The organism is Geodermatophilus sp. URMC 63, from assembly GCF_053502565.1.
The window spans coordinates 4,359,414-4,383,373 of record NZ_CP199956.1; the positions used below are offsets into that span (position 1 = coordinate 4,359,414).

Annotated in this window: 19 protein-coding genes; 12 read left to right on the forward strand and 7 right to left on the reverse strand. The window is 75.8% G+C overall.

What is annotated here, in order from left to right; translation table 11 throughout:
* Positions 1-65: 65 nt before the first annotated feature.
* A complete protein-coding gene (locus ACWIZO_RS21260) occupies positions 66-998 on the forward strand; it encodes a DMT family transporter (protein WP_448639612.1) in 933 nt (310 codons plus the stop codon).
* A gap of 99 nt (positions 999-1,097) precedes the next feature.
* Here ACWIZO_RS21260 and ACWIZO_RS21265 read toward each other — a convergent pair whose 3' ends face one another.
* Both ACWIZO_RS21265 and ACWIZO_RS21270 read right to left on the reverse strand, forming a co-directional pair.
* Positions 1,098-3,326 (reverse strand): DUF222 domain-containing protein, encoded by a 2,229-nt coding sequence (locus ACWIZO_RS21265; RefSeq protein ID WP_448639613.1) that lies wholly within the window; start codon positions 3,324-3,326, stop codon positions 1,098-1,100.
* 101 nt (positions 3,327-3,427) lie between these two features.
* Complete coding sequence (locus ACWIZO_RS21270; RefSeq protein ID WP_448639614.1) at positions 3,428-4,123, reverse strand: GNAT family N-acetyltransferase; 696 nt, start codon at positions 4,121-4,123, stop codon at positions 3,428-3,430.
* A gap of 136 nt (positions 4,124-4,259) precedes the next feature.
* Between ACWIZO_RS21270 and boxC the strand changes: the two genes are divergently transcribed.
* From boxC to ACWIZO_RS21295, 5 genes are all read left to right on the forward strand, one after another.
* On the forward strand, positions 4,260-5,987 hold the full coding sequence (boxC, locus tag ACWIZO_RS21275) for a 2,3-epoxybenzoyl-CoA dihydrolase (protein ID WP_448639615.1): 1,728 nt from the start codon (positions 4,260-4,262) through the stop codon (positions 5,985-5,987).
* A gap of 2 nt (positions 5,988-5,989) precedes the next feature.
* On the forward strand, positions 5,990-7,471 hold the full coding sequence (gene boxB, locus ACWIZO_RS21280) for a benzoyl-CoA 2,3-epoxidase subunit BoxB (protein WP_448639616.1): 1,482 nt from the start codon (positions 5,990-5,992) through the stop codon (positions 7,469-7,471).
* A 179-nt stretch (positions 7,472-7,650) separates the two neighbouring features.
* The gene (locus ACWIZO_RS21285) at positions 7,651-9,336 is read left to right on the forward strand and encodes a benzoate-CoA ligase family protein (RefSeq protein ID WP_448639617.1); all 1,686 of its coding nucleotides are present in this window, start codon (positions 7,651-7,653) and stop codon (positions 9,334-9,336) included.
* Between the two features lie 50 nt (positions 9,337-9,386).
* Entirely contained in the window at positions 9,387-9,719 is a 333-nt protein-coding gene (gene fdxA / locus ACWIZO_RS21290; RefSeq protein ID WP_446760739.1) for a ferredoxin, read from the forward strand.
* Between the two features lie 31 nt (positions 9,720-9,750).
* Positions 9,751-10,668 (forward strand): LLM class flavin-dependent oxidoreductase, encoded by a 918-nt coding sequence (locus ACWIZO_RS21295; protein ID WP_448639618.1) that lies wholly within the window; start codon positions 9,751-9,753, stop codon positions 10,666-10,668.
* Between the two features lie 7 nt (positions 10,669-10,675).
* Here the strand turns inward: ACWIZO_RS21295 and ACWIZO_RS21300 are convergent, their stop codons facing one another.
* Positions 10,676-12,481 (reverse strand): AMP-binding protein, encoded by a 1,806-nt coding sequence (locus ACWIZO_RS21300; RefSeq protein ID WP_448639619.1) that lies wholly within the window; start codon positions 12,479-12,481, stop codon positions 10,676-10,678.
* Positions 12,482-12,779: 298 nt separating this feature from the next.
* On the opposite strand from ACWIZO_RS21300, the gene ACWIZO_RS21305 reads away from it, so the two are divergent.
* From ACWIZO_RS21305 to ACWIZO_RS21330, 6 genes are all read left to right on the forward strand, one after another.
* Positions 12,780-13,646 (forward strand): amidohydrolase family protein, encoded by an 867-nt coding sequence (locus ACWIZO_RS21305; protein ID WP_448642985.1) that lies wholly within the window; start codon positions 12,780-12,782, stop codon positions 13,644-13,646.
* A gap of 40 nt (positions 13,647-13,686) precedes the next feature.
* Positions 13,687-14,733 (forward strand): zinc-dependent alcohol dehydrogenase family protein, encoded by a 1,047-nt coding sequence (locus ACWIZO_RS21310; protein WP_448639620.1) that lies wholly within the window; start codon positions 13,687-13,689, stop codon positions 14,731-14,733.
* Positions 14,734-14,955: 222 nt separating this feature from the next.
* Positions 14,956-15,582 carry an antibiotic biosynthesis monooxygenase gene (locus ACWIZO_RS21315; protein ID WP_448639621.1) on the forward strand — a complete coding sequence of 209 codons (627 nt, stop codon included), beginning with the start codon at positions 14,956-14,958 and terminating at the stop codon, positions 15,580-15,582.
* A 211-nt stretch (positions 15,583-15,793) separates the two neighbouring features.
* Entirely contained in the window at positions 15,794-16,048 is a 255-nt protein-coding gene (locus ACWIZO_RS21320; RefSeq protein WP_448639622.1) for a hypothetical protein, read from the forward strand.
* Between the two features lie 273 nt (positions 16,049-16,321).
* Complete coding sequence (locus ACWIZO_RS21325; RefSeq protein WP_448639622.1) at positions 16,322-16,576, forward strand: hypothetical protein; 255 nt, start codon at positions 16,322-16,324, stop codon at positions 16,574-16,576.
* An 84-nt stretch (positions 16,577-16,660) separates the two neighbouring features.
* Positions 16,661-17,875, forward strand: a complete 1,215-nt coding sequence (locus ACWIZO_RS21330) for a hypothetical protein (protein ID WP_448639623.1) — start codon at positions 16,661-16,663, stop codon at positions 17,873-17,875.
* On the opposite strand, the gene ACWIZO_RS21335 is transcribed toward ACWIZO_RS21330, so the two are convergent.
* The 4 genes from ACWIZO_RS21335 to ACWIZO_RS21350 form a co-directional block, all read right to left on the reverse strand.
* Positions 17,865-21,194 (reverse strand): sensor histidine kinase, encoded by a 3,330-nt coding sequence (locus ACWIZO_RS21335; protein WP_448639624.1) that lies wholly within the window; start codon positions 21,192-21,194, stop codon positions 17,865-17,867. The two genes, ACWIZO_RS21330 and ACWIZO_RS21335, sit on opposite strands and share 11 nt — an antisense overlap.
* Positions 21,191-22,534: a hypothetical protein gene (locus ACWIZO_RS21340; protein ID WP_448639625.1), complete on the reverse strand. Its 1,344-nt coding sequence runs from the start codon at positions 22,532-22,534 to the stop codon at positions 21,191-21,193. The genes ACWIZO_RS21335 and ACWIZO_RS21340 overlap by 4 nt, the downstream gene beginning before the upstream one ends.
* Positions 22,535-22,626: 92 nt before the next feature.
* Positions 22,627-23,292, reverse strand: a complete 666-nt coding sequence (locus tag ACWIZO_RS21345; RefSeq protein ID WP_448639626.1) for a response regulator transcription factor — start codon at positions 23,290-23,292, stop codon at positions 22,627-22,629.
* Positions 23,283-23,945, reverse strand: a complete 663-nt coding sequence (locus tag ACWIZO_RS21350; protein WP_448639627.1) for a sensor histidine kinase — start codon at positions 23,943-23,945, stop codon at positions 23,283-23,285. The genes ACWIZO_RS21345 and ACWIZO_RS21350 overlap by 10 nt, the downstream gene beginning before the upstream one ends.
* Positions 23,946-23,960: the final 15 nt, after the last annotated feature.

A 23,960-nucleotide genomic window follows, 5' to 3' on the forward strand; every position in this document is an offset into this window, starting at 1 on the left:
CGAGCGCGTGCGGCACGGCGCCGGGAGTCGGCAGTGCCCGCTCGGTGACGCACCGGCCCGTCGGCGTGACTGACCTCCCGGTGACCGCGCCCGGCCGGTCGCGGGTGCAGCGCCTGGGCGCCCCGTCGCTGTTCGTGCTGCTGTGGAGCACCGGCTTCGTCGGCGCCCAGTCCGGCCTGCCCTACGCCGAGCCGCTGACCTTCCTGGGACTGCGGATGGTGTTCGCCGCGACCCTGCTGGCGCTCGTCGCGCTCGTCCTGCGCGCGGAGCTCCCCTCCCGTCCGGCGCAGTACGGCCACTCCGCGGCCGTCGGCCTACTGCTGCACGCCGGGTACCTCGGCGGGGTGTTCGTCGCGGTCTCCCTCGGCGTGCCGGCGCCGGTGTCGGCGGTCGTGGTGAGCCTGCAGCCGGTGCTCACCGTGGTACTGGCCGGTCCGGTGCTGGGCGAGCGGGCGGCGCCGCGGCAGTGGCTCGGGCTGGCGGTCGGGGTGGCCGGCGTCGCCGTCGTCGTCTGGCCCGGCCTCACCGCCGCGGCCGGGCAGGCGGGTTCGCTCTCGCCGCCGGGCCTGCTGGCCTGCCTGGTGGCGCTGGCCTCGGGCACCGCCGGCACCGTCTACCAGAAGCGGTACGGCACCGGCGTCCCGATGCTGTGCGGCACCGCCGTGCAGTACGCCGCCGCGGCGGTCGTGCTGCTGGCCGGCGCGCTGGCCACCGAGGAGATGACGGTCCGCTGGACCGGGGAGTTCGTCCTGGCCATGGTCTGGCTGGTGCTCGCCCTGTCGCTCGGCGCGGTCCTGCTGCTGCTCCTGCTGCTGCGGCGGGGCACGGCCGCCGAGGTGTCGAGCCTCTTCTACCTGGTGCCGCCGGCCGTGGCCCTCGAGGCCTGGCTGCTGTTCGGGACCGTGCCGGCCGCGGTGTCACTGGCCGGCATCGCGCTCACCGCCGTGGGTGTCGCGCTGGTGGTCGCCCCCCGCCGCCGGCCGGTCGCGGCCGGGTAGCCCTGCGCGCGACGGGCGGCTCGCGCCTCGTGCGATCGGGCGCCGCCGGTCCCGACCGGACGTCGTCCCTCGGAGTGACCGGGACCGCGCCACGTGTGCTCAGAACGGTGGTGGGGTGGTGACCGCGGTCAGGCCGGTGGGTGTGGTGACGGTGAGGGTGCCGTCGGGGGTGAGGGTGTGGGTCCAGCCCGGTGCCTGGTGCTTGCCGCGGTGGTGGGTGGTGCAGAAGCCGGCCAGGTTGGCCGCTGAGGTCTCCCCGTGCGGGTGGGGCGTGGCGTGGTCGAGCTCCCCGGCCCTGGGGACGCGGCGGCGGCAGCCGGGGAAGCGGCAGTGCCGGTCGCGGGTGCGCAGGAAGCGGTCCAGCGCCGCGGCGGGCCTGTAGCCGACGGTGGGGGCGGGCACGGTCAGGCCGGGGCGGGCGCTCAGGTCGTGGCCGCAGGTCTGGGGCCGACGGCGGCAGGCGCGGGTGCCGCAGTGGGCGGTGCGGTGCAGTGCGGGCAGGTCGGTGAGGACGAGCAGGGCACCGCTGACCGCGTCGGTGAGCGCGAGGCGAGGGTGGTCGGCCAGTCCGCCGCCGGCGGTGGTGGCCAGCAGGGCGGCGAGGTCGGCGCGCTGGGTGTCGGTGGCGGCGGCCAGCGCGCCGAGCGCGTCGGGGGCGGTGGTGACCTGGCCGGCGGGGCTGGTCTGCCAGGCGGTCTCCTCGGCGGCGTCGGCCCGTTGCGCGGTGGCCACCATCCGCTGGGCGGCGCCCAGGGCCAGGCGGGCGGTGTGCACGGCTGCGGCGGCGTCCTCGACGGCCCGGTCGGCCGCCGCCCACCAGCCGGAACCGCCTGGAGACGCACCTGTGCTGTCGCCGCCGTGCGGCGTGGCGCCTCGCGCTCGACTGCACGAGGAGCAGAAGTCATCGGGCCGGTCCCGGTGGTCGGCGCCGATCCCGTCGGCGGCTTCGGCGTCGAGCCGGTCCGGGTGGTCGGGCTCCGGTCGGCTCGCCTCGTCGGCGGGGTCAGGTGGCCACCCCGGTGTCCAGCCCGGGTCGCCGGGTGCCGCGGCATCGCTGGGCGCCGGGTCGTCGCCGAAGGCCTGGCGCACCAGCTCGTCGAGCCAGCGGTCGAAGTCCGCATCGCTGAGCTCCGCGGCGGCCCGTTCGACCGGACCGCACTCGACGTCGGTGGGCTCCGCGGAGTCCACCGGCCCGGCGACCACGGGCGCGCTGGTGTCGACGGGCTGCTCAGCACCCGTGGTCTCGCCGGCACCCCTGGTCTCGCTGGTGCCGGTGCAGCCGGGACCAGCGGCGAGCGTCATGCCGGCGTCGGCGGCGGGATCGGCGGTGTCCGCGCCGGTGGCGTCCGGGTCGGTGTCGGCTGCGTGACCTGTGGGGTCCAGGCCGGCGAAGGCTCGGGCGAGCTGGCGGGCCATCTCCGCGGGCACCAGCTGCCCGTCGACCTCACCGACACCGTCCCCGCCCAGCAGGGTTTGCACCGACGCGACAATGGTCAGCAGCACCTGCACCGGCGGCAGCTCGCCCTCGCCAGGGCGCAGCACCAGGTCCATCAGGCAGTCCACCGTCTTCTGCCCGCGGCTGCGCGTGTCGGCCGGGTCGGGGTCGAGGGCATCCACACAGGCCGCCAGCGCCCGCACGAACGCCTGCGCCTCCGGTGTGGTGCACACCACCGTGACCGCCGACATGCCCAGCGTGCGCTCGGCCCGCACTGACACCCCCCGCTGCCGCAGCGCCCGGGCCAGGTCCCGGGCGGCGTCGCGGGCGTCGTGCCTCGCGACCACGCGCCGCACCCGCTCGCCGAGCTGCACCGGGGTGGTCACCCGGTGCCGCCTGGCCATCCAGGCCAGCAGCTCCGCTTCGATCCGCCCGCGCAGGGCGTCATCGGCGATCGGGGCCACGTGCTCGAGCAGGCACCACAGGTGCCCGGCGTGCAGCAGCCCGGACTCCAGCGCAGCCAGCACCCGTGGCAGCCGCTGCACCAGGATCAGGGACCGTTCGAGCTCGGCCTCGGCGCGCTGCGCGGTGACGCCCAGGGCGACCGTGAGCTCCTGGGTGGCCCACTCGCTCACCGGGCGCAGTACGTCCGCCCGCGCCGCCCACCGCTGGGCCGACATCGCGCCACGCTCACCCTGCGCCCGGTCGGCCGAGGCCGGCCGGGTCGCGGCGAACGCGGCCAGCGCCCGCGCGCGGCGCGCGGTCTGGCGGGAGATCTCCCGCTCGGCGGCCTGCACCTCACCCAGTGGGCCGGCCGCCCAGCCCACCGTGGGAGCGGCGGTGTCGTCGGTGCGCGGCGCGTCGAGCACCTCACCCGCCGACCCCACCGCCATGCGTTCGATCATACGTTCGAACACTCAGGTGAGCAACACCTGTGGACGACGAAGGCGCAGCTCAGGGCCTCGTGCCGACCGGGACGAGGCCGCGCCGAACGTCAGTACCGGTGCTGCTCCGGGTCGACGTAGCCGCCGCTCCCCTCCTCGCCCGGCCCCCGGTCGGCCCCCACGGCAGCCGGCTCGGAGGACGACCGCGGCCGGCTCGCTGCCCGTTCGCGCTCGGCGAGGTAGCGGGCCTGCCGGTCGCCGGAGGGCGGGGCGGCCACGCCGGTGCCCGGCCGCCCGTCCTGCCGCTGCCCGACGTCACGCCCACCCGCGCCGTCAGCACCCGCCGCGTCAGCACCCGCGTCGTCCCGGCCGGCGCCACGACCGCCGACCTGCTTGCGCAGCCGGCCGTCCTCGGCCGCGGAGAACCCGCGGCGCTCCAGCCAGGCCGTCACCGCGGCCCGCTCGGGGTGGGTGTCGCGGACCACGTTGAGCACGTAGTTCAGGCCGCGGGCGGCGGCCTCCTCCTCGAGGTGGCGCATCACGAACAGCCCGACGCCGGAGCCGCGCGCGCCCGCCTCGACGGCGAGCAGCACCTCCGCGTCACCCCAGACGTCGTCGAGCCAGCCGTAGCCGACCACGGCACCGTCGCGCTCGACACGCCACCAGTCGCTGGACAGCCGTTCGCCCGGCCGGCGGGCCTCGGTGCGGAAGACGCCCTCGGGCACGGAGGCGAAGACCCGCTCGCGGTCGGCGTCCCACCGGGGGTCGTCCTCGTGCACCCACCGCAGGGTGTGCGCAGCGGTCACCGAGACCTCCGTCGACGTCCGTGGTCTGCGCCACATGTCTACAGCCGAGGCGTTACTTGCGCGAGGTCGTGTAGCACGACACGATGGTCGCGGCAGGCCCTCCGGGGCCGATCCGCCCGCATCCTCAGGAGGCGCCGTGACCACCCTCGACGACCGTTCGACGACGGCGGAGGGACCGGCCCCCGTCGCCGAGCCGGCCGCGACCACCGAGGTCTCCTTCGACACCTCCCCCGAGCGCTACCGGCACTGGCGGCTGTCGGTCGAGGGCGAGGTCGCGACCCTCACCCTCGACGTCGCCGAGGACGGCGGGATCGTGCCGGGCTACGAGCTGAAGATGAACAGCTACGACCTGGGCGTCGACATCGAGCTGCACGACGCGCTGCAGCGGATCCGGTTCGAGCACCCCGAGGCCAAGGTGGTCGTGGTCACCAGCGCCAAGGAGCGGATGTTCTGCGCCGGCGCCAACATCAAGATGCTCGCGGCGTCCCCGCACAGCTGGAAGGTGAACTTCTGCAAGTTCACCAACGAGACCCGCAACGGCCTCGAGGACGCCTCGGCCCACTCCGGGCTGCGCTCCATCGCCGCGGTCAACGGCACCGCCGCCGGCGGCGGCTACGAGCTGGCGCTGGCCTGCGACGAGATCGTGCTCGTCGACGACAACTCCTCGGCGGTCTCCCTGCCGGAGGTCCCGCTGCTCGGCGTGCTGCCGGGCACCGGCGGCCTGACCCGCGTGGTCGACAAGCGCGGCGTCCGCCGGGACCTGGCCGACGTCTTCGCCACCACCGCCGAGGGCGTCCGCGGCGAGCGCGCCGTGCGGTGGCGGCTGGTCGACGCCAGCGTCAGGGCCCGCGACTTCGACGCCGAGGTCGCCCGGCGGGCCGCCGCGGCCGCCGCCGCGTCGAGCCGGCCGGGTGCCGGCACGACCGGCGTGGCGCTGACCCCGCTGCGCCGCGCGGTCGACGGCGACACCACCCGCTACGAGCACCTCCGCGTCGTCCTCGACCGCGACTCGGGCACCGCGACGATCACCGTGCTCGGCCCCACCGCAGTCCCCGGCAGCGTCGAGGAGCTGCAGGAGCAGGGCGACGCGGCCTGGCTGCTGGCCACCACCCGCGAGCTCGACGACGCGATCCTTCGGCTGCGGACCAACGAGCTCGCCGTCGGCACCTGGCTGCTGCGCACGGAGGGGAACGTCGCCACGGTCGCCGCCTACGACCGGTTCCTGCTGGCCAACCGGGGGAACTGGCTGGTCAACGAGACGATCGGCTTCCACCGCCGCACGCTGAAGCGCCTGGACACCACCAGCCGCAGCCTGTTCGCGCTCATCGAGCCCGGCTCCTGCTTCGCCGGCTCGCTGGCCGAGATCGCCCTCGCCGCCGACCGCCAGTACATGCTCGAGGGCCGGTTCGAGGACGACGAGCGCCCGGAGCCGGCGGCGGTCATCCGGCTCGACGAGTTCAACACCGGGCTGCTGCCGATGGGCAACGGCCTCTCCCGCCTGCAGGTCCGCTTCCTCGGCAGCGCCGACGAGCTGGCCGCGGCCGAGGCGGCCGTGGGCCGCGACCTGCCGGCCACCGACGCGGACGGCCTCGGCCTGGTGACCAGCACGCCGGACGACATCGACTGGGAGGACGAGGTCCGCCTGGCGATCGAGGAGCGCGCCAGCTTCTCCCCCGACGCGCTCACCGGCATGGAGGCCAACCTGCGCTTCGCCGGCCGCGAGACCCCGGAGACGAAGGTCTTCGGCCGGCTCACCGCCTGGCAGAACTGGATCTTCCAGCGGCCGAACGCCGCTGGGCCCGAGGGAGCACTGCGCCGCTACGGAACCGGCAAGCGCGCCGACTACGACAGGAAGCGGGTCTGACCATGACCACCACCGAGTCCACCCCGCAGAGCGGCACGGTCACCGGGGACGCCCCCACCCCCACCGGGCCGCTGTCGCGCATCGACTACAGCGAGCGGATCCCGAACAACGTCAACCTGGCCGGCGACCGCAAGCTGCAGCGGGCGCTGGAGGGCTGGCAGCCGAAGTTCCTCGACTGGTGGAAGAACCTCGGCCCGTCCATCCCGACGCACGACGTCTACCTGCGGACGGCGATCGCCGTCGGCCGCGACGGGTGGGCGCACTTCGACCGAGTGCCCATGGAGGAGTACCGCTGGGGCATCTTCCTCGCCGAGCGCGACCCCGACCGGAAGGTCAACTTCGGCGACCGCAAGGGCGAGCCGGCCTGGCAGGAGGTGCCCGGCGAGCACCGGTCGGACCTGCGCCGGCTGATCGTCGTCCAGGGTGACACCGAGCCCGCCTCGGTCGAGCAGCAGCGGCACCTGGGCATGACCGCGCCGTCGCTCTACGACATGCGCAACCTCTTCCAGGTCAACGTGGAGGAGGGCCGCCACCTGTGGGCGATGGTCTACCTGCTGCACGCCTACTTCGGGAAGGACGGCCGCGAGGAGGCCGAGCAGCTGCTCAAGCGCAACTCCGGTGACTTCGACTCCCCGCGCATCCTCGGGGCGTTCAACGAGGAGACGACCGACTGGCTGTCGTTCTTCATGTTCACCTACTTCACCGACCGGGACGGCAAGTACCAGCTCGGCACGCTGAAGGAGAGCGGCTTCGACCCGCTGGCGCGCACCTGCGAGTTCATGCTCAAGGAGGAGGCGCACCACATGTTCGTCGGGACGACGGGCGTGCAGCGCACCGTCCAGCGGACCGCGGAGCTGATCGAGGAGCACGGCACCGACGACATCTGGTCCCACGGCGGCATCCCGCTGTCGGTCATCCAGAAGTACCTGAACTTCCAGTACTCCGTCTCGATGGACCTCTTCGGCTCCGAGACCTCCTCCAACGTCGCGGCGTACTACACCGCCGGGCTCAAGGGCCGCTGGATGGAGACCCGCCGCAAGGACGACCACCAGCTGCACGACCTGACGATGGAGGTCCCGGTCGTCGAGGACGGGCAGCTGTCCACCCGCACGGTGCCGATGCTCACCGCGCTCAACCTCGACCTGCGCAACGAGTACGCCGCCGACTGCGAGAACGGCGTCCGGCGGTGGAACCAGGAGCTGGAGGACGCCGGCCTGGAGCAGCGGCTGTACCTGCCGCACCAGGGGTTCAACCGCAAGGTCGGCGCCTTCGCCGGGCACCACGTCACGCCCACCGGCGAGATCGTCGACGAGGCCACCTGGCAGCAGCGGGTCGGCGAGTTCCTGCCCACCGCCGAGGACCGGGCCCGCGTCGCCGAGCTGATGGTGCCGCACTACGAGCCCGGCGAGTTCGCCGGCTGGATCGCCCCGCCCTCGGTCGGGATCAACTCCCTGCCGGTCGAGTACGACTACGTGCGCTTCTAGAAGGACCCTCCTGCCCCCCACCGCTCGCGAGCTCGCGGGCCCCTGCAGGAGGGCCAGCACTGCGGCCGGGCCCTGGGGGGCCCGGCCGCGGCCCGCACGACGCCGGCCGACGCGGCCGGCCTCCCCTCCCCCGAGCGGTCCTCCGCCTCGGTCCCCCGGCACGGAAAGGGTCGAGCACCGTGGCCACCCTGGACACCGTCCCCACCTCCCCCGCCGCCCTGCGGCCCGAGGCGCCGGTCCCCTCCGGCGAGCCGTTCAACGCCGCCGAGTGGCTGGTCACCCGGCACGCCCGCGCCACGCCCGACCGCCGCGCGATCACGGCGATCGACCTCGACGGCAGCGTCCGGACCCTGACCTACGCCGAGATCGACGCGGCCGTCCGCGCCTTCGCCGCCGCCCTCGTCGCCGCCGGGATCCGCCCGGAGGAGCGCCTGCTGCTGTGCATGGGCGACACCCCCGAGCTGCTCACCGCCTTCCTCGCCGGGCTGCGCATCGGCGCGGTCCCGGTGCCGGTGAGCACCATGCTCACGCCCAAGGACATCGCGGTGCTGGCCACCGACAGCCGGGCCCGCCTGGTGGTGCTCAGCTCGGAGTTCGCCGCGCTCGGGACCGCGGTCGCCGGCAGCCGGGACCTGACCGACGTCGTCGTCCTCACCGCCGACGCGCTGCCGGAGGTCCCCGGGGTGCGCGTGCGCACCTGGGCGGACTTCACCGCCGCCGGCGCGGACTTCGCCGAGCAGGCCGCGCAGCCCTACCCCACGGTCGCCGACTCCCCCGCGTTCTGGCTCTACACCTCCGGGACCACCGGCACGCCCAAGGCCGCGATGCACCGGCACGGCTCGCTGCGCGACACCGCCGTGACCTACGCCCGCGACGTCCTGGCGATCGGCCCCGACGACGTCACCTTCTCCGTGGCGAAGTTCTTCTTCGCCTACGGCCTGGGCAACACGCTCACGTTCCCGTTCTCGGTCGGCGCGAGCACGGTCCTCGACCGCTCGCGGCCCAGCCCCACCGGGACGCTGCGGGTGCTGCGCGAGCAGCGGCCGACGCTCTTCTTCGCCGGCCCCACCTACTACGCGGCGCTGCTGGCGGCCGGCCTGCCCGCCGACGCGTTCACCGGGGTGCGCGCCTGCGTGTCGGCCGGTGAGGCGTTCCCGGCCCCGCTGTTCGAGCGGTTCACGGGCACCTTCGGCGTGGAGATGCTCGACGGCATCGGCTCCACCGAGATGCTGCACATCTTCATCAGCGGCCGGCCCGGCCGCACCCGGCCGGGCGCCACCGGCGAGCTGGTCGCCGGCTACGACGCGCGGATCCTCGACGACGACGGGCAGCCCGTCCCCGACGGCACGCCCGGCAACCTGTGGGTGACGGGGTCGTCGGCGGCGACCGGCTACTGGTCGCGCACGGAGGTGACCCGCCGGGTGTTCCAGGGCGAGTGGGTGCGCACCGGCGACACCTACGTGCGCAGCCCCGACGGGTACTTCAGCTCACTGGGCCGCACCGACGACATCATCAAGGCCGGCGGGATCTGGGTGTCCCCGACCGAGGTGGAGGAGCGGCTGCGCGCCCACCCCGACGTGACACAGGCGGTGGTGGTCCCCGTGCCCGACGAGACCGGCCTGGACAAGCCCGTCGCCTGCGTCGTCCTCACCCCGCAGGCCGCCACCGGCGCCGAGGACCTCGTGGCCTGGTGCCGGGACGGGCTGGCCGCCTTTAAGCGGCCACGGCACATCGTCGTGTTCGACGAGCTCCCCACCACGGCCACCGGCAAGCTGCAGCGCTTCCGCATCCGCGAGCTGGCGACCGAGCGCCTCGGTGGTGCGGCCGAGCCCGACCTGACGCCGATCACCGGGGGCCCGGCGTGAGCGCCACGCGCGCCTGACCCCGATCCCCACACCCGCCAGGAGGACTCCCCGTGCCCTACGTCATCGGCGCCGAGTGCATCGACACCACGGACATGTCCTGCGTCGAGGAGTGCCCGGTCGACTGCATCTACGAGGGCGACCGCAAGCTCTACATCAACCCCAAGGAGTGCATCGACTGCGGCGCCTGCGAGCCGGTCTGCCCGGTCGAGGCCATCTCGCAGGACCGCCGGGTCACCGAGGAGAACGAGCCGCACGTCGCCGACAACCGGCGGTTCTTCGTCGAGCCGCTCCCGGGTCGCGACGCGCCGCTGGGCAGCCCGGGCGGCGCGTCGAAGGTGGGCCGCATCGGGGTGGACACCGAGCTCGTCGCCGACGGCTCGTGATGCTCCGGGCCCTGGACGACGGGGAGGTGCCGTGCGGGTCGTCCTGACGCTGGGCGCCGACCAGACCGCCGTGGCCGCCGAGGCGCGCGGCGCGGAGGACGCGGGCTACGACGGGATCGCCACCGGCGAGCACCTGTTCTTCCACGGCGCCCCGTCCAACGCCTTCGTCGCCCTCGCCGCGGCCGCGGGGGCGACCGACCGCATCCGCCTGCTCAGCTCGCTGACGGTGCTGCCGCTCTATCCCGCCGCCCTGGCCGCGAAGCTGGCGACGACCCTCGACCAGGTCTCCGGTGGCCGCTTCGACCTGGGGGTCGGCGTCGGCGGCGAGTACCCGCCGGAGTTCGTCGCCGCCGGCGTCGACGTCGGGCAGCGCGGCGCGCGCACCGACGAGGCGCTGGACCTGCTGCGCCGGCTGTGGGCCGGCGGCCCGGTCGAGTTCGCCGGCCGGTACACCCGCATCGAGGGCCTGGCGCTCTCCCCCGGGCCGGTGCAGCCCGGCGGCCCGCCGCTGTGGCTCGGCGGCCGCCGGGCACCGGCGATCCGGCGGGCCGGCCGGTTCGCCGACGTCTGGATGCCGTACATGTACACGCCCGAGCAGCTGGCCCGCAGCCTCGCCGAGGTGCGCGAGGCGGCCGAGCGGGCGGGGCGGGACCCCGCGGCCGTCCGGGGTGCGGTCTTCTCCTGGGGCGGGGTGGACGCCGACGCGGCCCGGGCCCGGCAGGAGGTCGTCGACGGCGTGAGCGCCGTGTACCAGCAGGACTTCGCGCCGCTCGCCGACCGCTACCTGCTGCACGGCGACCCCGACCGCGTGCTCGCCCGGGCCCGCGAGTACGCCGACGCCGGCGCCGAGACCCTGGTGTTCTCCCCGGTCGGGACCGGCGCCCGCCGGCGGGAGGTGGTCGACCTGTTCACCGCGGCCGTCCTCCCCCGGCTCACCGCGGGCGGGTGAGGGGAGCTCAGCCCTCCCGGCAGACGACCCGCGGCGGCAGCGGCCGGCTCGACAGCAGCGCCACCAGGTCGGCGCGGCGGTCGCGGACGGCGGCCTGGTTGACGTAGCCCTTGTCGGTGATCTCACCGGCGTCCAGGCGGGCCGGCTCGGTGAGCACCAGGACGCGCTCGACGCACTGCGAGGAGCCGCCGCCCCGCGCGGCCAGGCGCCGCAGGGTGGCGGCCAGGTCGGCACGCAGCGCCTCGTCCGGGACGCCGTCGGCGTCGACGCGGCCGGCGGCGTCGGGGTGCACCCACACCATGGCGGTGACGCGCTCGCCGTCCTGGCCGCAGATCACCGCGTCGGTCAACAGCCCCTCGGCGGCCGACAGCAGCAGGGGCCGCAGCGTCCCGACGCTGATGAAGGTGCCGGTGGACAGCTTGAAGTCCTCGGCGATCCGGCCGCGGAAGACCAGGCCCGCCGCCGGGTCGGCGGGGTCGGCGAGCGCGACGGCGTCGCCGGTGCGGAAGAAGCCGTGCTCGTCGAAGGCGGCCGCGGTGAGGTCGGGACGGCGGTGGTAGCCGGGCGTGACGTTGGGCCCGGTCACCCGGACCTCGGTCTTCTCCCCCACCGGCACCAGCGCCAGCTCCACCCCGGGCAGGGGGACGCCGAGGACGTCGCTGCGGGTGATCGGGAAGTGCGCCGAGGTCGCGGCCGGCGCGGTTTCGGTCAGCCCCCAGGAGGTGGTCATCGTCATCGAGGCGCCGTGGTCGGCGGCCAGCGCCTCCAGCCGGTCCCACAGCTGCTGCGGCAGCGCGGCCCCGGCGAAGAAGCCCAGCCGCAGGCGCCCGAGGAAGGCGCGTGCGGCCGCCGGGTCGCGCTCGAGGTGCGGCAGCAGCGCGGCGTAGCCGGCCGGCACGTTGAGGTACAGGGTGGGGCGGGCGTCGGCCAGGTTGCGTACGGTGCGGCCGACCAGCGCCGGGGCGGGCCGCCCGTCGTCGATCCACAGCGTGCCGCCGTTGGCCAGCACCATGCCCAGGTCGTGGTTGCCGCCGAAGGTGTGGCTCCACGGCAGCCAGTCGAGCAGCACCGGCGGCTCCTGCACGAGGAAGGGCCAGACCTGGCGGATCTGCTGCTGGTTGGCCATGAGCATGCCGTGGGTGTTGAGGACGCCCTTGGGGCTGCCGGTGGACCCCGAGGTGAACAGGATCTTGGCCACGTCCTGCCGGCTCAGCGCGGCGCACCGCCGGTCGACGTCGGCGGTGGGGTCGGCACCGAGGTCGGCCGCCGGGACCGAGCCGGGCAGGTCGCCGTCCCGGCTGAGCACCGGCCGCCCGCCGGCGACGGCCGCCACGGCCGCGGCGAAGGAGGCGTCCTCGGCCACGACCAGCCCCGGTTCCACCAGGTCGGTCATCGCGCGCAGCTCCGCGTGGTCGGCGCTCTGCAGCGAGTAGGCGACGCTGGTGGGCACCACCGGGGCGCCGACGGTCATCGCCGCCAGGGTGACGAGCAGGTGCAGCCGGCTGTTGCCCGACAGCACCTGCACCGGGCGGTCGGCCAGGCCCCGGTCGAGCAGGCCCTGGGCGAGCCGGTCGGCCTGCGCCCGCGCCTCGCCCCAGGTCAGCCGGGCCCACTCGCCGTCGACACCGCGCTCGGCGACCAGGAGCCGCTCGGGGTGCTCCTCGCTGTGCCGCCGGAACTCGGAGACGACGCTGACCGGGTGCTCGGCCAGCGGTTCGGCCGAGCGCAGCAGCACGCGGCCGTCGGCCAGGCGGTCGGACTCGATCCTCGGCGCGGCGAAGGTCGCCGGTCGCCCGCGGTCGTGGTCGGGCATGTCGTCCCTCCGGTGACCGGTGGCGGGCACCGGTCGGACGCGCTACAGCCGGGAAGCGCACCAGCGGTTCGTCTGGAGCGGAACGGGTGGCTCATCAACGCACGCACCCGCCTGCGGGGTCAAGGTGGACGGCGCTGCCTCGCCCGGCCGCGTGCGGACCGTCCCCTGGCGTGCCGTACCCGACCCGGGGAGGGTGGTGGCCGGCGGCCCCACCCACTCCCAGGAGGACCTCGTGGACCCGACCGACACCGCCTCCTCGACCGCCGCCTCCCCTGCGGCCGGTGCTGCGGTGAGCGGGCTGGACCTCGACGCGCTGGTGGCCATCGACGTGCACGTGCACGTCCACGCCGACTCCTCCGGTCACCTGGCCCTGGACGACGAACTGAACGCGGCGGCCGCGAAGTACTTCAAGGGCGACCCCTACGACCCGACCGTCGCCGACATCGCCGCCGACTACCGGTCGAGGCAGATGGCCGCGGTCGTCTTCACCGTCGACGCCGAGGCCGCCACCGGGCAGCCGGCCCTGTCCAACGAGGAGATCGCGCAGGCCGCCGCGGAGCACCCCGACGTGCTCATCCCGTTCGGCTCGATCGACCCGCACCGCGGCGTCGCCGGTGTCCGCGCCGCCCGGCGCCTGGTCACCGAGCACGGCGTCCGCGGCTTCAAGTTCCACCCCAGCCTGATGGACTTCCTGCCCAACGACCGCGCGCACCACCCGCTCTACGCGGAGCTGGAGAGCCTCGGGGTGCCCGCGCTGTTCCACACCGGCCAGACCGGCATCGGCTCCGGACTGCCCGGCGGGCGGGGCATCAAGCTGCGCTACTCCGACCCGATGCTGCTCGACGACGTCGCCGCCGACTTCCCCGGCCTGACGATCATCATGGCCCACCCCTCGGTGCCCTGGCAGGACGCCGCGATCGCCGTCGCCCAGCACAAGGCCAACGTCTACATCGACCTCTCCGGCTGGTCCCCGAAGTACTTCCCGCCCCAGCTGATCCGCGCGGCCAACACGCTGCTCAGGGAGAAGGTGCTGTTCGGCTCGGACTACCCGCTCATCCGCCCCGAGCGGTGGATCCGTGACTTCGAGGCGCTCGAGATCCGCGACGAGGTCAAGCCGCTGATCATGAAGCAGAACGCCGTCCGCGCCCTCGGACTCGGCCGGTGAGGCGGGTCGGGGCCTCCCCCGCGACGGCGGAGGAGAGCTGATGTCCGAGATGGCCGGCGTCCGCCTGCTCGGCGACAGCACCGTCGAGCACGTCCGGGTCGAGGTGCCCGAACCCGGGCACGGTCAGGTCCTGCTCGCGATGAAGGCGTCCTCGATCTGCGGCAGCGACATCCGCGCCATCTACCGCGAGCACCTGGGCACCGACCCGGAGGCCTACCAGGGCGTCATCGCCGGGCACGAGCCGTGCGGTCAGGTCGTGGCCGTCGGCCCCGGCACCCGCCGGCTGCGGCCCGGCGACCGCGTGGTCGTCTACCACATCGCCGGGTGCGGCGTCTGCGAGGAGTGCCGCTCGGGCTACATGATCGGGTGCACCTCGCCGCTGCGGGCGGCGCACGGCTGGCAGCGCGACGGCGGGCACGCCGAGTACCTGCTCGCCGAGGAGGCCACCTGCATCCTGCTGCCCGAGCCGCTGTCCCACGTCGATGGGGCGCTGGTGTCCTGCGGCTTCGGCACCGCCTACGAGGGCCTGCTGCGGCTGCAGCTGTCCGGGAAGGACCGGCTGCTGGTCACCGGGCTCGGGCCGGTCGGCCTGGCCGCCGCGATGCTCGGACGGGCCCTGGGGGCCGGGCCGGTCATCGGCACCGACGTCGCTCCCGAGCGGCTGCGGATGGCCGAGGAGCTGGGCCTGGTCGACCACGCCGTCCCGGCCGACGAGCGGGCCACCGACACGATCTGGGAGCTGACCGGCGGCCGCGGCTGCGAGGCCAGCATCGACTGCTCCGGAAGCGGCGCCGCCCGCGTGGTCGCCCTGGAGAACACCCGGACCTGGGGACGCTGCGCCTTCGTCGGCGAGGGCGGGCAGATCACCTTCGCGGTGTCCGAGCTGCTCATCCACAAGCAGATCAGCCTGCACGGCTCGTGGGTGACCTCGCTGCGGCACATGGAGGACCTGCTGGAGCACCTGGTGCGCTGGGAGCTGCACCCGGAGCGCATCGTCACCCACCGCTTCGGGCTCGACCGGGCCGGCGAGGCCTACCGCGTCGCCGACGGGGGCGCGGCGGGCAAGGTCTGCATCGTCTTCGAGTGACGTCGTCCTCGTGTGACGTCGTCCTCGTGTGACGTCGTCCTCGTGTGACCTCGCCCTCGTGTGACCTCGTCGTCGAGGAACCCGTCTTGGGTCGGTCCGCTCGTCCCCGGACGGACGCCGCCCCGCGCGCGGAGGACCGTTGTCCGGCGCTGCGCGAGGGAGGACGCTCGGCCGTGCGGCGATGCCGCAGGGGCGTCGCCGCCGGTCCGAGAGGAGGGCGGCATGTACGCCCGATCGACCACCATCCGCGGCAACCCCGGCTCGCTCGACGACGCCATCGCCTACGTGCGGGACGAGGTCTGGCCGGCCGTGCAGGACATGGACGGCTGCGTCGGCCTGTCGATGACGTGCGACCGCGAGAGCGGCCGGTGCATCGCGACGTCGGCCTGGGAGGACCGGCAGGCGATGCAGGCCAGCGCCGAGCGCGTCGCCCCCATGCGCTGGCAGCTGATGGACCGCTTCGGAGCAGGCGACGACCTCGAGGTGCAGGAGTGGGAGATCGCGGTCCTGCACCGCGAGCACCCCTCCCGGGACGGCGCCTGCGCCCGGCTCACCTGGAGCCGCGGCGACCCGGGCCGGGCCGACGAGGTGCTCGACCTGTACCGCACCCACATGGTGCCGCGGATCCAGGAGCTGCCCGGTTTCTGCAGCCTCAGCCTGCTCCTCGACCGGGACAGCGGCCACGCCGTCGGCACGGTCGTCCTCGACAGCCGCGCCGACCTCGAGCGGACCCGGGAGCAGGCCCGGCTCCTGCGGGAGGAGGGCGTGCGCACCATGGGCGTCGACGTCCTCGACGTCGCCGAGATGGACCTCGTCCTCGCCCACCTCCGGGTGCCCGAGACCGTCTGACCCGGCACCCGCGCGGCCCAGGACCCGGCGCGGGCCGGGTCCTGGGCCGCGCGGCGAGAGGGGGGTGCTCCCCACTCCCGGAAAGGGGGTTGGTCCTCGCCATTCTGTAGGGACACCTCGATGGTCCCCCTTTCCCGATGAGCGCATTCTTCTCTCACGGCACGAACCGCCGGTTCGGACCGCGAAACCCCCTCACGGAAGAGAGAACCCGATGTCCTTCTACAGCTCCTACGTCCCCCTCTACGGCGACGGCGGCAACGGTGGCGTGGCGGTCAACGCCGGCAACATCAACTTCGGCGGCAGCCAGACCAACACGGCCAGCGCGGACGGTGGCGCCGGCGGACTGTTCGGCGACGGCGGCGACGGCGGTGTGGCGGTCAACGCCGGCAACGTCAACATCGGCGGCGTCCAGTCCAACACCGCCAGCGCCGACGGCGGCGACGCCAGCCACTTCCTCCTCGTCTGACCCACATCTCCCTCCCAGCGAGCCCCGGGCGACTCCCGCCCGGGGCTCGCTCGTCCGCGTGCCCGGGGACGCCGGCTGCGGTGCCGCTCCCCGGTGGTCGGGGTGGCACCACCCCACCACCACGGGGGTCCTCCCCCCATCGAGAAGGGGGTTGGTCCTCGCCATTCTGTAGGGACACCTCGATGGTCCCCCTTTCCCGATGAGCGCATTCTTCTCTCACGGCACGAACCGCCGGTTCGGACCGCGAAACCCCCTCACGGAAGAGAGAACCCGATGTCCTTCTACAGCTCCTACGTCCCCCTCTACGGCGACGGCGGCAACGGTGGCGTGGCGGTCAACGCCGGCAACATCAACTTCGGCGGCAGCCAGACCAACACGGCCAGCGCGGACGGTGGCGCCGGCGGACTGTTCGGCGACGGCGGCGACGGCGGTGTGGCGGTCAACGCCGGCAACGTCAACATCGGCGGCGTCCAGTCCAACACCGCCAGCGCCGACGGCGGCGACGCCAGCCACTTCCTCCTGGTCTGACCCACCTCCCAGCCGGCGAGCCCGGGCGGTTCCCGCCCGGGCTCGCCCCCGTACCCGGCACGTGCCGACGAGGAGGACCTCACCGTGAACGCCGATCCCCGGCTGGGCCCGGACACCGCGACCAGCGGAGCAGTCGCAACCGCCCGGGACCTTGTGGACCTCACCCTGCAGGGCGCCGAGGCCAACGCACGTCCCGACCTCGTCCGCCGGCTGACCGCCGCCCGGGACGCGCTCGACGCCCCGGCCTCCCCCCGTGCCGACGCCGTGCGCGACGCCGCCAAGGCCGTCCTGCACGCGCTCGACACCCTCGAGGTCGACCTCCGCACCCGCCGCGCCACCCTGGCCGATCCCGGCCTCGCCCCCCGGCTGCGCGGCGAGCGCGACCGGGCGCGGGACCTGCTGCAGCAGTTCCAGGCCCGCGCGAGCACCTGGGGCCAGGTCCTGGCGGAGGGCTTCGCCGCCGTCTCCTCCGACGTGGACTACGGCGTGCTCAACGGGATCCGCACCGTCGTGGCCGAGGCCGAGGAGGCGATCGCGGCCGCCCGGAGCGCGAGGAGCGCCGACCGGCTCGACCAGTGGCTGACCGAGCGCCTCATCGCCGAGGCAGCCGCCGTCCAGCGGCTGCTGCGCGACGGCGCGCGGGCGGTCGCGGCCCGGCTCGCCGCCCAGCTGGAGCTGCCGGACGCGCTCCCGGTCCGGGCGCCGTCGGCCCGGACGGCCGCCCAGCTGGTCGCCGGGCTCCCCGCCCGTCCGCCGGCGACCCCGGCTCCGTCCCGGGCGGCTGCGCGGTTGCTCACCGTCGGGATGCCCACCTACGGCGGGCTGCTGATGGGCGTCGTCATCCCGCGGTTCCTCGGCCTGGCCCTGCCGGCCTGGGTGTTCCTGGTCTGCTCCGTCGCCGGAGCGCTCACCATGGGTGGGGCCGCGTGGACCGTCGAGCGTCACCAGCAGCGGGAGGCGCGCCGCACCCGGGTGCGGGCGACCCTGCGGACCCGCAGCGACGACTGGCACCTCGCCCTCGGCAAACAGGCCCGCGACGCGCTCCGGGCTCTCCAGCAGGAGCTCCGGGACGCCACCGCGGCCGCCGTCGGACGGCGCGCCGAGCTGCTCGACCAGCAGTACCGGGCGGCTCGCGCGGCCGCGGACGCCGCGGAGCAGGCCGGCGTCGCCATGGGCGAGATCGCCGCCGACCTGGACTCGATCCGGCAGATGCGGGCGCGGGCCCGCGGCGTCCTCCTGCCGACCCCGCGCCGGGAGCTGGCGGCCGCCGAGACCCGGCTGCTGCGGGTCATCCGCTGACGCGGTCGGTCCCGACCCCACCGGCAGGAGGTGGGGACAGCCGCCGGCACGTGCCGGCCAGCAGCTCGGCGGCGGCCCGGGTGGCGGTCGGCGACACCGGGTTGCGGGCCGTCCGCTGCCAGCGGGCCAGTTCCCGCGCCGCGGCTCGCGCCAGCTCCTCGCGGCCGGCCTGGGGAGGACACCCCAGCCGGGCCCACGACTGGTCCCCGCGGCCGCCGAGCAGGCGTTCGGCGGCGAGGCGGTCGCCGTCCGGGAGCTCGACCTCCCCGGCGTACAGGGCGTCGAGCAGGTCGAGCTCCGCGAGCTCGGGAGCGCCGGACCGGATGCGGTCGAGCGCGTAGAGGAGCGCTGCGCGGTCACCCGGCGGCGGGGCCGTCCGGACCAGGGCCTCGAGAGCCCCGAGCACGGTGCGCGCAGCGACCACCGGAGCGCGGCCGACGAACGCCGTGACGACGACCTCCCGCAACCGGCTCAGCCCGCTCCTCCACCGGAGCGCCTCCACGAGCGCGGCACGGGTCGGCGCCGCACCGGTGCGGACCAGCTCCACCGCGCACCGGGCACCGTCCTCGCCGAGCCGCTCCACGAGCTCCAGCGGGACGACGCCGGCGGCGGCTCCGGGGCCGGCCGGGTGCAGTGTCCGGAGCAGCGCGCGGTGGTCGGCGTCGTCCAGCACCGCGGCCGCCCGGACCAGGCCGTCGGCGACCGGCACCACCGCCCGGCACCGGCGACGGACGGCGGGAGGGAGGACGTCGGGACCGGGGCGCCCACCGGCCGCCTCCGGATCGAGGAGCACGCCGATCGTCCGGGTCGGCCGCACCGGTCCCGGGTCGCCGTCCGGGTCCGGCCCGCCGCCCTCCTCCGGCCACGGCCCCTGCGCGCGCAGGAGCAGCAGGCGGGCGTCGGCGACGGGGTTCCCGGGATCGGGCGGCACTCCGATCCGCGTGGCCTGCAGGGCCGGGTCGGCGGACAGGGCGGCGGCGAGCGTGCCCGCCGCCGGATCGGCCGCCCCGGCACCCGGGGGTCCGACGACGGCCACCCGCACCGGTCCGGCGAGGTGGCCGGCGAGCGCGCGGAGCCGCTCGGCGTGGGGGGTGTCGCGGTACAGGTCACCGGCGATCCGCACCGCGGCTCGGACGTCGCCGAGCAGCGGGAGGGCCGGTGCGGGCCCGCTCCCGGGCACGGCGCCTCCGGGCAGCGGGACGCGGCCCTCGACCGTCGTGCCCGCGCCGGGTGCCGAGCGGACGTCGACGCGCCCACCGACCGAGCCGATCCTGGCCACCACGTTGCGGAGGCCCCGTCCGGGAGCGCCGGAGGCGGCATCGACGTCCCAGCCGGGGCCCTCGTCGCGGACCGTGAAGCCCAGGTGTGCGCCGGCGACGGCCAGGCGCACCTCGACGGGGGCGCCGGGCGCGTGCTTGCGCGCGTTGCCCACCGCCTCGAGGCAGCAGAAGTAGACCGCTGCCTCCACCTCGGGCGCAGCGCGCAGGCCGGGCGCCACTCCGCTGGTGTCGAGGGTGACCGGCAGGAGCCCGCCGTCGTACTCGGCGTGCAGGGCGGCGACCAGGCCGCGCTCGGCCAGCACCGGCGAGGAGACCCCGGTGGCCGTGCGCTCCAGGACGGCCTCGGCCTCGTCGAGCTGCTGGGCGAACCGGTCCAGCTGGGCGCGCGCCTCCGCCGGCCGCCCGGCGCCCAGGTGGTGCTCGACCAGCCCCAGCACCAGGCTCGACGAGACCAGGTGGTGCTGGGCACCGTCGTGCAGGTCCCGTTCGATGCGGCGCCGCTCGCGGTCGGTCTCGGCGACGACCCGGCGGCGCGCGGCGGCGATCTCGGCAGCGTGCGCCAGCGCCGCCCGGAGCTGGCGCTCCAGCTCGGTGCCCGAGCGGGCCGCCTGCAGCACCACGGCCAGGCTGCCGGCGACGGCCTCCAGCAGTCGTGCCCGCTGCCCCTGCAGACCGGCCACCGTCGCGGGGTCCACGGCGAGGGTGCCGACCCGTTCGCCGCGGTGCCGGACCGCGACCTCGACCAGCGCGGCGGCCTCCTCCTCCCCCGGCCTGGTCCAGCCGTACGACCGGTCGCGCAGACCCGGCCGGTGCACGACCAGCCGGCAGGCGGTCGCGCCCAGCCCGCGCCCCACGGCCTCCACCACCCGGGCCAGGTCGGGCACGTCGCGGCCGGTGGGCCGGGGCAGCGCGGCGAGCTGGGCCAGGACGCCGTAGGGCGCCGGCCGCCGCCCGTACAGGAGCCGGTCGGCCGTGCGGTCGGCCAGGACGCAGGCGGGCAGGAAGGCCGCCGCCGCCACCAGGGTGGCCACCGCCGTCCCGAGGCCGGGACCGGCGGCCCTCCCCACCGCGACCTGCACCGCGACGTAGCCGGCGCCGACCAGCGCCGTGACCAGCGCGACGGCGATCCCGCGGCCGGACGGCTGTCCGGCGGTCCGCCGGGCGGCCACGAGCACCGCCCCGGCGACGACGGCACCGGACAGCCGGGCGGACCAGAACAGCAGCGCGGTCTGCTGTCCTGCCGCAGGTCGACCGGGAGGGTCGACGGGCACGGGGCCGGTCCACCCGCCGGGCCACGGCAGCGCGGTCAGGACGGCCAGCGCTCCGCCGACGACCGCGACGGCGGCCAGCACGCCCGCCAGCCACCGGGCCTGCGCGGAGAGCCGGCCGCCGTCGGGAGCGCCGAGCCTGCCGTGCGCCGCCGCGACCCCGGTGAGCGGCACGGCGAACACCATGACGAGCACGCAGCGCAGGGACAGCGGCGCGGGGACGGCCGCGAGGGCCGCCGTTCCCCCGACGGCGGCGACCACCGGCGGGCGGCGCAGCACTCCCCGGCGTGAGCTCGGGAACGTCGGGGAGCACGACACGAGCACCGCGGTGGCGTAGGCCGCCGAGGCCACGACGGGGAGCACCCGCTGCGGCAGGACGCCGGCCATCGGGGACCCGGTCACGGTGCCGACCACCGCGGCCGCCGCCGCGGACTGCAGGCTGAAGGCACCGGCCACGGTGACCAGCGCGAGGCCCAGGAGCCGGACCGGACGGGCACGGTCCCGGACCGCCAGCGCGGCGGCCCCCGCGCCCAGGAGGACCAGGCCCAGCACGGAGTCGAGCACGGCCGGGGCGAGCGGCTGGCTGCGAGACACCCCGGCGAGGACGCCGCGGGCCCAGCTGCCGTGCCCCGCGGGGAACCCCGGGACGGCACCCGGCGCGTGCGCCGCCAGGGTCACGACCACGCCGAGGACGAGCCAGCCGACCGACAGCACCGCGCAGACCAGCAGGACGGCCGCGGCTGCCGTGCGGGCAGGACGCGGCGCGGTCACCGGACCGCCGACCCGGTCGCGGCGTCGACTGCGGTGTCCACGTCGGCGTCGGCGTCGGCGATCGGCTCGAGCCGGTCCGGCAGCCAGGCCCGCAGCAGGACCGGGCCGGGCTCGCCCGGGGGGAGCTCCAGGGTCCCGCCGAGCGCGGCGAGCCGTTCGGCGTCGTCGGCGAGCAGGGCCCCGAGGCGCTCGCGGGGCACGGGCGGCGCCGGGTCCTCGATGCAGACGCCGACCCGCCCCTCGGCGTGGTCGAGCCACACCCCGATCCCCGGCTCGGCCGGGCGGCCGGCGAGCACGCGCAGCGCCGACGCGGTGACGAAGTACACCCCGGACTCGATCTCCCAGCCCAGCCGTCGCCGCGTGCCGCCGGAGAGGTGGACCGGCCGGGGGAGGTCGGCCACCAGCTCCTCGAGGGCCGCCGCCAGGCCCTGGTCGCGCAGCACCGCCGGGTACACCCCGCGGGCGACGGCGCGGAAGCGCTCCAGCAGGGAGTCCAGCTCGACGCGCGCCCGGGACAGCGCCTCCCGCACGGGTCCGGGCTCGGCCGGGACGGCGTCCAGCGCGGCCCGCGCCGCCGCCAGCTCGGCCCGCAGCCGGCCCATCCGGTCGCTGGTGACGTGCGAGATCTCACCGGCCAGGCGCCGCCGCTCGACGTCGCGGGCGGAGGCCAGTCGCCGTCGCGACGCCTGCAGCTCGTCGGCCAGGTCCGCCGCCCGCCGCACCTGCCGCGCGAGCTCGGCGTTGAGGGCGACGACGCGCAGCAGCAGGCCCGCGCCGTTCGCGATGTCCTGCAGAAGCCGGCGGTCGGCGGTGGTGACCGCCGCCGGCTTGCTGATCGCCAGCACGGCCTGCAGGTGCGGCCCGTCCAGCACCGGGGCGACCTGGTCGGTGTCCGGCCGCTCGAGCAGGACGGCGAGGTTCGGGACGGTCTCCTCCGGGGAGTCCGCCGGCTCCGGCCGCGGGGGGTGGCGCGCGGCCTCGACGAGGTGGTCCTCCACCGCCAGCCAGACCGCCGCCTGCCGCGCCCCGGTGCCGGCGGCCACCGTCTCCGCCAGCCCGGGCAGGGTCTCCTCCAGCGTCCCCGTCCGGCTGCGCCGGGCCGCGTCGGCCAGCGCCGCGTCCGGGCTGACCGCGCGGTGCGGGGCCACCCGGGCGACCAGGCGGTCGAGCACCGGCAGGACCGGGCCCAGGGCCGCCGCGGCCAGCGCCACCGCAGCGAACGGCAGCAGGACCGCGACCTGCCGAGAGCCCACCGCGTCCCCGACGCCCTGGACGACGACCAGCAGCGCGGCCACGGGCACGGCGACCAGCAGCCAGCGGAGCGCGGCAGCCCGGGTCATCACCACCCCCGGCCCTCGGCGGTCGGTCCGGAATCGGGTCCGTTCCCACGCTAGGGGGGTCGGCGGGTGGGGCCAACCCTCCCCCGCGCCGGTCAGCCGTCGTCGCGCTGCGAGCGCAGGTAGGTGAGCACCGCGAGCACCCGGCGGTGGTGCGCCGTGGCGTCGTTGGGCAGGCCCAACTTGTCGAAGATGTTGGCGATGTGCTTCTCCACGGCCTTCTGCGTGACGAACAACTCGGTGGCGATGCCGTTGTTCGAGCGGCCCTCGGCCATCAGCCCCAGCACCTCGAGCTCCCGCGCCGACAGGGAGTCGACGGCCTGCTTGCGGTCCCCCTGGGGGCGCTGCACCAGCCGCTTGGCCAGCACCGGCTCGATGACGATTTCGCCGTCGCGGATGCGGGTGAGGGTGTCGGTGAGCACGTCGACGCTGCCCACCTTCTCCTTGAGCCGGTACCCGATGCCGTCGGTGCCGATCTGCAGGATCCGCACGAGGTAGTGGCTCTCGGCGTAGTGGGAGAGGAACAGCAGCCCCATGTCCGGGTGGGCGGCCCGCAGCCGCTCGGCGGTGACCAGCCCGCCGTCGGGCTCCGGCGGCATGCGGATGTCGAGGATGGCGACGTCCACCGGCTGGTCGGCCAGCAGGTCGACGAGCGCGTCCCCGTCGGCGGTGCAGCCGACCACCTCGTGACCCGCGGCACGCAGCAGCATGAGCAGGCCCTCGCGGAAGAGGGCCCCGTCCTCGGCCAGGGCTACCCGCACGGGATGCTCACGGTGATCGAGCCGGTCCCGGGCCCACCCGCGGTGGTCACCTCGCCCCCCAGTCCCCGGACCTGGTCCCCCATGACGGAGGCCAGCCGCACCGGCACCCCGTCGACGACGATGCCCAGCACGTCCCCCCCTCCCCGGAGGGTCACCCCGGCCGGGGGTCCACCGGGCTCCAGGGCGCGCAGACAGTCGGTGACCGCGAAGTACGCGGCGCCCTCGACGGCCGGGTCCAGGCGCCCGACCGGCGCGGTGATCACCACGGGCACGTCGATGCCGTCGGCGGCCTCGCACAGCGCCGCCTGCAGCCCGGCCTGGTCGAGCAACGGGGGGTAGATCTCCCGCGCGACCTGCCGCAGCTCCTGCAGCACGGCGTGCAACTGGTCCTGGAGCCCGTCGACCGACGCGCGCAGGTCCGTCTCCCCGTCCGGCACCCGGCTCCGGAAGACGCCGAGCTGCAGCGCGAGCGCGGAGATCCGCAGCGAGGCACCGTCGTGCAGCTGGCGCTGCAACCGCAGCCGCCGCAGCCACCGTTCACGCTCCGCCCGCCGCGGCGCCCCGCCGGGCACCGGGTTCCCCGGCGACCGGTCGCCGGGGCCGGCGGCGGGGGCCAGGACCTCTCCTGCGCCGGGGGCGGGTTCACGCGCCATCGTCGAATGGTTCCC